The organism is Mesorhizobium sp. M7A.F.Ca.CA.001.04.2.1 (assembly GCF_003998485.1).
Classification (GTDB): domain Bacteria; phylum Pseudomonadota; class Alphaproteobacteria; order Rhizobiales; family Rhizobiaceae; genus Mesorhizobium; species Mesorhizobium ciceri.
Genome location: NZ_RZQT01000181.1, coordinates 1 through 9,722 on the forward strand (window position 1 = coordinate 1; position 9,722 = coordinate 9,722).

Genomic DNA, 9,722 nt, shown 5'->3' on the forward strand with positions numbered 1-9,722 from the left:
GTCTGGCGCTGCGCCAACGTTGAGGTTGTGTCCATACCGGTGATCGATAGGACCGCGGCATCCAGCGCCTGCTGCTCGTTGGACCGGGTCTGGACCGCCCTGGTATAGTCGACCGAGAACCCGATGGCGGTGATGATGGGCGCCAGCATGAAAACAAACAACGGGGCCATCGAACCGTCATGGGAACGCGCGAACCGCCCAACAATTCTCAGCATGTTTCTACTCCCGACGGACATTAGCCTACGCGCATATACCACGCGACGGCAAAGCAAGGTCTAAAGCTATCGATCAATGTTTAATCGTCTCTCGCCGCCAAGCCTGGGTCTTTGCCTCCAGGCTTCAGATTCAACAAACAACGCAGTATTGGATCAAAATCTCGCCAGCTACCGGGATTGCTGCAGGCAGAGGCTAGCGAACTCGAACTCCCAAGATGCAATCACATCTGACGCTGCGGCATTTGCCGCGGACCTTAGGCTTTCAAGGAGAGGAACTGCCCTCTCTCCCCCGAGTCCTCACGGCCGAACGCGGATGACCGTCTTTCCCGCACGCCGCTCGGTCGAATTGAAGGTGGCGACGGCATCTTCAAGGCTGGAGACCTTGCCGATATTCGTCCGCAGTCGTCCGTCCCGGATCCGCTGAACGATCTCCCAAAGCTGGCCGCGATCAGCCTCGACGACGAAGTCAATCGCCAGGCCATCTGCAGGTCGAATATCCGTCGGTCCAACGACTGTCACAAGCGTTCCTCCGGCCCGGATCAGGGCCGCGGACCGCTTCTGGATATCGCCGCCGATGACGTCGAACACCAGGTCGACGCCGCCAACCTCCTCCAGTTTGTCGTTGTCGAGATCGACGAACTCATTCGCGCCGAAGTCGAGCGCCTTCTGGCGGTCGGCGGCGCGTCCGCTGCCGATGACATAGGCCCCGGCCTCCCTTGCAAGCTGCGTCACCATCGAACCGACGGCACCGGCCGCGCCGTGCGCGAGCACGCTTTGCCCCGCCTGAAGGCGGCCATGCTGGAACAGCCCCTGCCACGCGGTCAGGCCGGAGATCGGCAGGCTCGCACCCACCGTGAAGTCAACGTCGCCGGGCAGCGGCGCGAGATTGCGTGCCTCCATGGCGACATACTCAGCGAGGGTCCCGTCGCGATGCCAGTCGGCGAGGCCGAATACGCGCTGACCGATTGACAGTCCCGTGGTGCCGTAGCCGAGCGCAGTGACCACACCTGCGAGCTCATGGCCGAGGATCGATGGCGTCCGGTCACGGAAGGCTCGATCGGCCCAGGTCGAAGGCCACTCCAGTTCGGTGTTGACGAATCCCGCCGCATGAACCTCCACAACAACATCGTTTATTGCCGCCCGCGGCTCGGGCCGCTGTACCAGCTTCATCCCGGCCTCTCCTGCAGCCTGGTCCGTCACTACGATCGCTTTCATGGGAATTGTCTCCTCAGACATTTGTGTTGGGGTAATTAGCGGGCGTGGCAGCTCTTTCGAGCTTTCACGCGTCGGCTTCGCGTCCTCCACGACGACCTTGAGGTCCCTGCCTGGGTTCCTCGGAGCTCTCGCGCGCCCGCGATTCCAGGATTTTCGTTATGCGAAGTCCAGGACATCAGCCACCGGCATGCGGGGCTTCTGCGGCCAGTTGCCAGCTCGCTCCGGCCCGACGGTGAGCAACATGACCGGCACTTCGTCTTCGGCCAGGCTGAACTCGCGGTGCACCGCCTCGGAGCCGAAACCGATCATCGGTGTCGAACCCAGGCCCAGCGACCGGGCCGCGTAGATGATCGCCGCGGCGCCAAAGGTCGCGGAGCGCACTGCTTCGTCGCGCTGGCGCTGCGGCTGATCGTCATAGAGACCGCGAGCGGGGATTTCCCATTCCGGCACCAGATGCACCGGCATGATGCCGGCTTCCACCACGGGCGCCAGGCGGTCGGGGACGGTGCTGGCATCGGCCAGCCTGCCGATGATGATGAAGGTCACGGCCGCGTCGGTGATCGCGGGCTGATTCCAGGCGATCGGACGCAGCCGTGCCTTGGCTTCCGGCGAGCGTACGGCGATGAAACGCCAGTTCTGCAGGTGGAAGGAGGTTGGCGCGGACGTGCCGATACGCACCAGGTCGCGGATCTGGTCGTCGCTCAGGGTGGCAGCAGGGTCGTAGTACTTGGCCGCACTGCGGCTCAGGATCGTTTCGATGACGGCGTTCGTCGCGAAAGCGTTTTCGCTCTTCCCGGACTCCCCGAAGATTTCGGCGGTTACGCGGGTTGCTGGTCCGGTGGTGGCGAGGCTGATGCAGTTCATTGGATGGCTCCCTTATCAAGTGATTACGGAGCCCAATTTACGAGGACGAGTGACAATTTCGAGACTGAATTGGCGCAGTATGATGCGCCAAAGGATCAAACTACGCATTCCGGATCCGCGCGTTTTACTCGCCCTTGTGCGCCAGTCGCCGCCACTCCCCCGGCGTCATCCCCATCCTTTCAGCGAAGACATGCCGGAATGCCGAAACGGATTGATACCCGACCGTCTCGGCCACGGCCTCGGTGCTGATCGCTGGCTTCTTCAACTCGTTGGCGGCCAGGCTCATGCGCAGATCAGTCAAAAAATCGAGGGCGGAGCGACCCAGCTTGTCCTGAAACTGGCGCATGAACGTAGCGCGCGACATGCCGCACAGATCGGCCAGATCAGGCAGTTTCCAAGGCCGTGCCGCATCGGCGAACATCGCAGAAATGGCTGGTGCCAGCCGCGGATGGCCAGCCAGGGCCAACAAGCCTTCGGGGGCTTTCCCGGATTGGCTCGCCGCGCGCAGTACCAGTGTGAACAGGGCCGAAGAAAGCGCGTTGAGAATGGCGCGCCCTCCCGCCCTGTCACCGGCGGACTCCATCCGCATCAGCCCGACAAGACCGGCAAGTTGGTTGGATGCGGACCCCATGCCCTCTTCTCCATGGCTGTCCACAGCGCGTGTCACCAGATTAGCGGGCAGGTAGTTGCGGATCAGTCGATCATGGGGCGGCGCGATAAAAAATCGCCCACACAGCAGATCCAGTTGCTCGCCCTGGCCATCATTCTCGCTCAGCATCCATCCGGCTGCCCCCCAGCGTTGCTGGGTAGGGATTGGTGTTTGCCCGCTACCGTCGTGCAGTACATGCGCCGCGCCGTGAGGCAGCAGCACAATATCTCCGCTCAGCAGCTCCCGCGCCGCTCTCGTCTTCGGATCCTCGAGAATGGCCCGGCCCTTGACTATGACGTGGTAGGGAATTTCGTTCGCGGCAGCCTTGTTCCAGGCAACGCGCCACGGTGCACCATAGGCGCAGCGGACCTCGAGCTGGCCGGTCACGGTGATGATTTGCAGGAGATGGCTCAGCCAGTCCACTTCAGACATTGGACCTCGAAACGGAGATAGTGAAACGTCTTATCGTAATTATGGATTGTTTGCACAAATCGAAAGTACCAAGAGAGACGGCAACACGCCCGCCGATCATGAATGCGTCTCCAGGTGAAGAACTTGTCTACATGCCGAGCGCGGAGGCACCACGCACTAGATTGCTGCGGCCGTAACGGAGCAACTGGTAAAAGGATGGAGCAGTTTCCTGTCTCTGAACAGGTGCGAGGCCGATCAGCCGCCGCAGCCTACCGCCATCCCCGCACCATATGAGATTGGACGCTGCGCCCTGGGGTCTCCCAATGAGTGTCCGGTGGTCTCACCATCCATCGGTTGCCAGGCATTCGTCAGAGCTGCTGATGGCTCACGGTCACTTTCAACAGAGGACGGTATGTTGTTATCCAGCCGATTTTTAGAGCCGAGCGATATTGTGATGCTTGCCTAGTGATCCAGTTTGCCCCGCCGCCTTTGATAGCCACTTGTTGTTAGGCCTTAGCTTTCCGATTCGCTGGTGTTTTCCTCAACGGCGTTTTTGCAGTTGGCTTGCGGCCGAGTCCGCTGGATTTCGCGAGGGCTGACCGCTGGGCCGCGTAGCTCGGTGCAACCATGGGATAGTCCTTGGCGAGCCCCCACCTGGCTCTGTACTCGTCGGGTGTAATTCCCAGCAACCCAAGGTGGCGCTTCATAGACTTGAACTTGCGTCCGTCCTCCAGGCTGATGATGTAATCGGGAAACACGGACTTTTTTGGATTGACTGCCGGAACAAACGCGGGCGGCGTCGCTTCCACCGGCCGACCCAATCCCGACAAGGCAGAATTGACGCTGGCGATCAATTCGGGAAGACCGGCCGCCGGAATGGCGTTCTTCTGGACATATGCCGCCACTATGTCGGCGGTGAGCTGCAACAACTGGACCTGCGGTGCTTCAGCGTCATTCTGCATATTTCGAGTTTCCCATTTGATCGGCTTTGTCTCTATTGAGGAACTTTACAACGTGCAACGGCCCAAAGATCATGGATGGGGCTCCACGCGAAGAAACCTGTCTATATTTTAAGGGGTGGCACCGCACCTGACCTACCCGCTGGCAACTGACTGACCGCAGGATTTATTTCTATGCCGGCCTTGAGGCAGTAGCAGGATACCGAGTGTTTATAGCGCAAGTCGGAGTACGTCCAATCGGGCGCGTCGTCAGCGCGACCATAGTCGGCGGCATTCGCCGATCCACAGGGTTGCGTCAGCCGTTTCGCGATCCGGGGGCTGACGCCGCAGAGAAAACCGGCGGGTGGCAACAATCGCGCGGGTGATCTTCTCGATCCAACGGTGTCTAATCGAGATTCCTGGGGATGATCACTCGTCCCTCCGGGAATCGCTGACGCTTTGACAAACTCGGTTTTCCAGACCGGGGGCCGAGTGCACAAGATCCTGGCATGTCACCGCCAAGGCACCGCCACCGAGCGGAACCGCTTGCCCAGACTGCTGGACAGCAACCATAACATTCCATTTGCAAAGCAGATCGCGTACCGCTCGATTTTCAGAGGAAAAATATACATTCCGGCCGTCCCGGCGGATTTTTACGAGCCCAACTTCCCGGAGCTTGGCTATGTGGTGCCACGAGGCTGTCCGGCTAATATTAAGCCGTTCGCGAATTTTGCGATCCGGCAATTCATAGTCGAGCAGCAAGCTCAAAATGTGCAGCCGCCGCGCATTGCCCAGCACCTCCAGAAATTCGGCCGCTCGTGCGGCGTTAGCCCTTAGTCCGTCCGAGACCATAGATGCCTCTTCCCCAGCAACTTGCCGTCACGCCCGAAGACTGCGGAACAATCGATCTCTTCAATGAACACGGCCAGATCATCTGGCACGAGCCACTGGGCGTAGGACCGAAGCCGTCTCAACCCACAAGCCTTGGCATGCCTCTCGGCGCGCTCGGATTCAAGTCCAGCCATCGTTGAGCGCTGTTGTTGGATTGGCACGAAACCATTGAGGCGTCCTTCCGCCAGCTGACTGGCCCAGCAAGTCGTGACCTGTTCCACTCACCGCTCCTTTACGTGACCCGGCAGACAAAATACCACAGCCATGTCGATAGTGTCGGCTCCTCCATTATGATTAAGGTGGCGGGTTCTCCCCACCGCATTTCGGAGTTAGCCCTTTTGACGGTATGATTGCATTGCGTATCAACGGGATGCGCGGATGGGTTATTTCCCATTTCGACCGAGCCTCCGTTGTTCGGCGCCGACGCAGGCGGGCCGAAGCTTTCAACACATCGACTTGCCCGGTGCGATGTAGTGTCGTTCGATGACCAACACCGCCTCCCCTTCCCTCTGATGGCCTCCATTGATTACCAAAATCGTAAATCCGCGACCTACAGTGCCAGTCGCTTCGTCCGGTCTTCGTTGAGCCCCCAGCCGATTGGATATCGCTCTGCCCAAGCACTCTTGGTTCCCCTTGAAAGATCATAAATGAATCGTGTGGCAGGCCTGAGCATCGAGTAGCAACCATGGGCCTCGTGCTACGGGTGACCGGCGCCCCCGACCCGAAATCGTTGCTCGCCCCTCTTTTCTGAAGGATACGGGCCCCCTCTGTAGCCCAGCAACCACCATCATTATGAGGATTGCTTGCGACAGGGGGGCGAGCGATGCCGTAACCGCTGAGATCTCCTTCCCGGTCGATGTCAACCACGATCAGCACCGAATGGCCAATGACGACGCCAGCTTCGCGTAGTCCCTGGGCGGCATCGGGATGAGTAGGCAAAAGCCTCCTGGCTTTTTTGTTTCGAGCAAGGCGTCACGAAGGCTGGTCAGCGGTTCTGGCAATCTTCACCATGCGACCTTGCCTCCTGCAAACGGCTAACTCGCAATCGAGCGAACGCTACTAAAGAACGCCTCGACCAAGGAAATTGGTATCTTACAATACCGGCGCAGGCTTGTTGGGCTTTCAGTTGTAATCCTGTGCCGATGATGAAATCATGCGCGCGCTTGACAACGGGCAGGTTAATTCAAGTTCCGCCACCAGGAGGAGAAGCGGTATGACCACTCAGGTTGTACATCGCGTATTCGGTCCCAAGCAGGTCAGGCAATTCAGGGAAGTCTACGAGCGCGCGCGCGTTGTGGAGGCAACTTACCCCGATTCGCACATTGCCAGCAAAGCCGCCAAACGGCTGATCGAGGCATTCGAAGCCGAGATCCAGACTGACGGGACGGTTCTCGATTTTCAGCAGCTATGCGAAGCAAACCCCCTGGGGACCGCCTGAGACCCGGACGTTGTCTGGCGAAGGCTCACGATGAACCGCTTCATCTGCCGACGTCAGCCATGCCCTGCAGGCGGATCGTGCTTGCCGTTCAAAATCAAATTTCGGAAGTGGGTCGCCATGCGGAGCGATAGGGGAGCCATGGGGTGTTGGGCGGCGGTGGCTCCCCTATCCTGTCTCCGCATTTGTTCGCAGACAGGCAGCGTAAGCTCGAGCAGACGCCGGCAATCCAGTGTTCAGCGTGGTGTATACATCGTCAACGAAGCTTTTGGAGGTATGATGCAGCGTTGTCAGGAGGTGCGAGCAAACCCAACCACCGCCTATCGTATGAGACCCGCCGAATTAATCGCAAGAGCGCGTGCAACCAACACAGTGCGCGGTAACCGAGGATATCTATAGCCTGGTGCGGCACGGGCATGCGCCTTAGTTCGGGCCGCTCGCGCGGGTCAAACCGGTTTGGAGTCCCGTCTTCTCAACGTAAAAATTTACCGAAAAAATTAACTTATGTTAGAGAATGCTAATAAATAGCTCCTACACTCCCGAGGCTGCTTTAGATGTCAGCAGCCACGTTGCTTGAGGTTCGCAATCAGCCTTGAGCGTGGAAAAGGGGTCGGGTACCAAAACTTCCAATTCTAAGAAAGGGCACTTATCGGGCGCCACAGGTACCTTCGTTGGGGAAGGGTGAGTATCGGTATGGTTTCTACAGCAGGACTGCACAGTTACGGTTCGTCAAATCGATCAAGAGTTCCGTCCAGCGGCACAGAAAATCTCCACCAAGAAGCAGGTAAGCAATACCTTCTCATGCTGGACGGGAGGGCCTTGGACCGCGAGTGTCTCGCTTCGGCGCTTGAGGATCATGAATTGGGCATGGTGGTCGTCGCCATGGGTTCGATCGAGGAGTGGCGCATAAGGAAGGGTTCGGCTTCTCCCCTTTCAACCATACTCTTCAACCTCGGGGGCCGGAAGGTCACCGATCACGGCATTGCAGAAGAAATCAGGCATATTTCGTCCGAGTTCAAGACCGTTCCGGTGGTCATCCTGGCCGACACCGAAGATCTTGCACAGGTGCTGACGGCTCTCGAATGCGGCGCACGCGGCTACATTCCGACTTCGGTCGGGATCGATGTGTGTGTCGAGGCGATCAACTTGGCTGCAGCCGGAGGCATCTTCGTTCCGGCCAGTAGTGTCCTTTCCATGCGGCACCTGATAAAATCAGGCAACTGCGACGCCCGGCCCTTGACGGGCATGTTCACGCTCAGGCAGGCAGAGGTCGCCCAGGCACTGCGACGCGGCAAGGCGAACAAGATCATCGCCCACGAACTGAACCTTCGCGAAAGCACTGTGAAGGTTCACATCCGAAACATCATGAAGAAATTGAAGGCGACCAACCGCACGGAGGTCGCCTACAAGGTGAACGATCTCTTCGCGGAAGGACCTCTGGGCCAAGAGTGATCGCATCAACAAGACGGCCCGTCCTGGTTTAGTGCTGGCGGGTCGTGTTTTTTGTCAACAGAACATTTGAATGAAGGTCGATGGATTTCGCGTTGCCGCACGACCGATGCCACGCGAGACTCCCTTCTGAATCGTGACTTTGCTCCGCGCAATGGAACAGCTTTTGAGAAGAGGCAGTCGGAGGGGTCCGGGGCAACGAAACGCCGCCCCGTTCGAGCGGCATTCTCGCCTGATCAACCAACAGCAGCAGCGGTCTGTGCCTCGGCCGTTCGTGCCAAATGACGGCGCAGGTCGCGCATGTCGACCTGCTGACCGCAAATCGGGCAGGTATGGAAATTGTCGTCTCGTGGGCTGGCTGGCCACCGTGCAGCTTGCCGGGGATTGGTGGTCCAAGGTCGGATTCGCCATGGCTATCAAACATTCAATTCGTCTAAAATGGTCCGGAACCATTTTTTAGCGCACGCTATATTGAATCGCAGTCTTGCGAGGCAGTTCATGCGTTTGAAGTTCATCCCACCTATTGAGCCGGAGCTTGTCGACACCCGCCCGAGCGGGGCGACTGGATTCACGAGATCAAATTCGACGGGTATCGCACTCAGCTCATCATGGATGAAGATGGCATCCGCCTGTTGACGAGAAGAGCGCGCCACAACCAGGACAGGTCAAGCGACTGATCCTTGGGTCTCATCACCGACAGGGGAAGTTTGCACCTGTTGCAGCCGAGCGGCGCGTCTCCGATCATGATGCGTATCCCAGCGGCCACCAAGGTTCACTCGGACGCCGGGATGGGTCCTGCAATTACTGGGCGAAGCGCAGGTGACCCACAACGGTACTTTTGACGCCGCGAGCTCCAACAGCGCGCGCGTTGGGGTGTGATCGATCAGGCAGACGTGCGGCTGTCAGCCGGCGGCCTAAGGATACTCAGAATGTCTGGTTGTAGGCGCCCACCTCGGGGCTGCGGCGCAGCACGGTGTCGACAGCCTCGAACATCTCCCGTCGACGCTGCGACGACACCGGGCTTTCGACGACCACGACCAGTTCCGGCTTGTTCGAAGAGGCGCGCACCAGTCCCCAGGTGCCGTCTTCGGCGACAACGCGCACGCCGTTGACGGTGATGAGGTCGGCGATCTTCTGGCCCGCAAAAACCGTTCCATCCCGCTTCATGGACTGAAAGTCGGCAACCACCCGCGCGACGACGCCATACTTCACATCGTCCGCGCAGTGCGGCGACATGGTCGGCGTGCCAAAGGTCAGCGGCAGCGCGCGGTAGAGATCGGCCATCGAGCTGCCGGAGCTGCGATCCAGCATCTGGCAGATGGCGATGGCGGTGACCAGCCCATCGTCATATCCGCGCCCGATCGGCGGATTGAAGAAGAAATGGCCCGACTTTTCGAAACCGGCGACGGCGCCAAGCTCGGCGACGCGGCGCTTGATGTAGGAGTGGCCGGTCTTCCAGTAGTCGGTGATGGCGCTGTTGGCGCGCAGCACGCTGTCTGTGTTGAACAGGCCGGTCGACTTGACGTCGACGACGAAGGTCGAGCCCGGATGCTGGCTGGAGATATCGCGCGCCAGCATCACACCGACCTTGTCGGCAAAAATCTCATTGCCCTCATTGTCGACGACGCCGCAGCGGTCGCCGTCACCGTCGAAGC

At 59.3% G+C, this 9,722-nt stretch carries 8 protein-coding genes and 1 pseudogene; 3 read left to right on the forward strand and 6 right to left on the reverse strand.

What is annotated here, in order from left to right; all coding sequences use genetic code 11:
* The 5 genes from EN955_RS31635 to EN955_RS31655 form a co-directional block, all read right to left on the reverse strand.
* On the reverse strand, positions 1–215 hold a 215-nt coding region (locus EN955_RS31635), incomplete at its 3' end, for a pilus assembly protein TadG-related protein (RefSeq protein ID WP_245492849.1).
* 297 nt (positions 216–512) lie between these two features.
* The gene (locus EN955_RS31640) at positions 513–1,430 is read right to left on the reverse strand and encodes an NADP-dependent oxidoreductase (RefSeq protein ID WP_024505836.1); all 918 of its coding nucleotides are present in this window, start codon (positions 1,428–1,430) and stop codon (positions 513–515) included.
* Between the two features lie 156 nt (positions 1,431–1,586).
* Positions 1,587–2,294, reverse strand: coding sequence for a nitroreductase family protein (locus EN955_RS31645; protein ID WP_024505837.1), 708 nt, complete (start codon positions 2,292–2,294; stop codon positions 1,587–1,589).
* Between the two features lie 124 nt (positions 2,295–2,418).
* Positions 2,419–3,375, reverse strand: coding sequence for an AraC family transcriptional regulator (locus EN955_RS31650; RefSeq protein WP_024505838.1), 957 nt, complete (start codon positions 3,373–3,375; stop codon positions 2,419–2,421).
* 485 nt (positions 3,376–3,860) lie between these two features.
* Positions 3,861–4,316, reverse strand: a complete 456-nt coding sequence (locus tag EN955_RS31655) for a MucR family transcriptional regulator (protein ID WP_024505839.1) — start codon at positions 4,314–4,316, stop codon at positions 3,861–3,863.
* A gap of 468 nt (positions 4,317–4,784) precedes the next feature.
* Here EN955_RS31655 and EN955_RS35730 point away from each other — a divergent pair, with 468 nt between their 5' ends.
* From EN955_RS35730 to EN955_RS31670, 3 genes are all read left to right on the forward strand, one after another.
* Positions 4,785–5,129 carry a hypothetical protein gene (locus EN955_RS35730; protein ID WP_032809492.1) on the forward strand — a complete coding sequence of 115 codons (345 nt, stop codon included), beginning with the start codon at positions 4,785–4,787 and terminating at the stop codon, positions 5,127–5,129.
* A 1,267-nt stretch (positions 5,130–6,396) separates the two neighbouring features.
* Positions 6,397–6,621 (forward strand): hypothetical protein, encoded by a 225-nt coding sequence (locus EN955_RS31665; protein WP_024505842.1) that lies wholly within the window; start codon positions 6,397–6,399, stop codon positions 6,619–6,621.
* 798 nt (positions 6,622–7,419) lie between these two features.
* Positions 7,420–8,070: a response regulator transcription factor gene (locus tag EN955_RS31670; RefSeq protein WP_244507030.1), complete on the forward strand. Its 651-nt coding sequence runs from the start codon at positions 7,420–7,422 to the stop codon at positions 8,068–8,070.
* Between the two features lie 921 nt (positions 8,071–8,991).
* Here the strand turns inward: EN955_RS31670 and EN955_RS31685 are convergent.
* Positions 8,992–9,722, reverse strand: a pseudogene (locus tag EN955_RS31685) (phosphomannomutase/phosphoglucomutase); the annotation flags it as partial.

What these genes read in the sequence shown, in the direction of transcription:
- EN955_RS31640 (WP_024505836.1), bottom strand. Translation starts at nt 1,430, where the DNA reads ATGAAAGCGATCGTAGTGACGGACCAGGCTGCAGGAGAGGCCGGGATG.
- EN955_RS31645 (WP_024505837.1), bottom strand. Translation starts at nt 2,294, where the DNA reads ATGAACTGCATCAGCCTCGCCACCACCGGACCAGCAACCCGCGTAACC.
- EN955_RS31650 (WP_024505838.1), bottom strand. Translation starts at nt 3,375, where the DNA reads ATGTCTGAAGTGGACTGGCTGAGCCATCTCCTGCAAATCATCACCGTG.
- EN955_RS31655 (WP_024505839.1), bottom strand. Translation starts at nt 4,316, where the DNA reads ATGCAGAATGACGCTGAAGCACCGCAGGTCCAGTTGTTGCAGCTCACC.
- EN955_RS31665 (WP_024505842.1), top strand. Translation starts at nt 6,397, where the DNA reads ATGACCACTCAGGTTGTACATCGCGTATTCGGTCCCAAGCAGGTCAGG.
- EN955_RS31670 (WP_244507030.1), top strand. Translation starts at nt 7,420, where the DNA reads ATGCTGGACGGGAGGGCCTTGGACCGCGAGTGTCTCGCTTCGGCGCTT.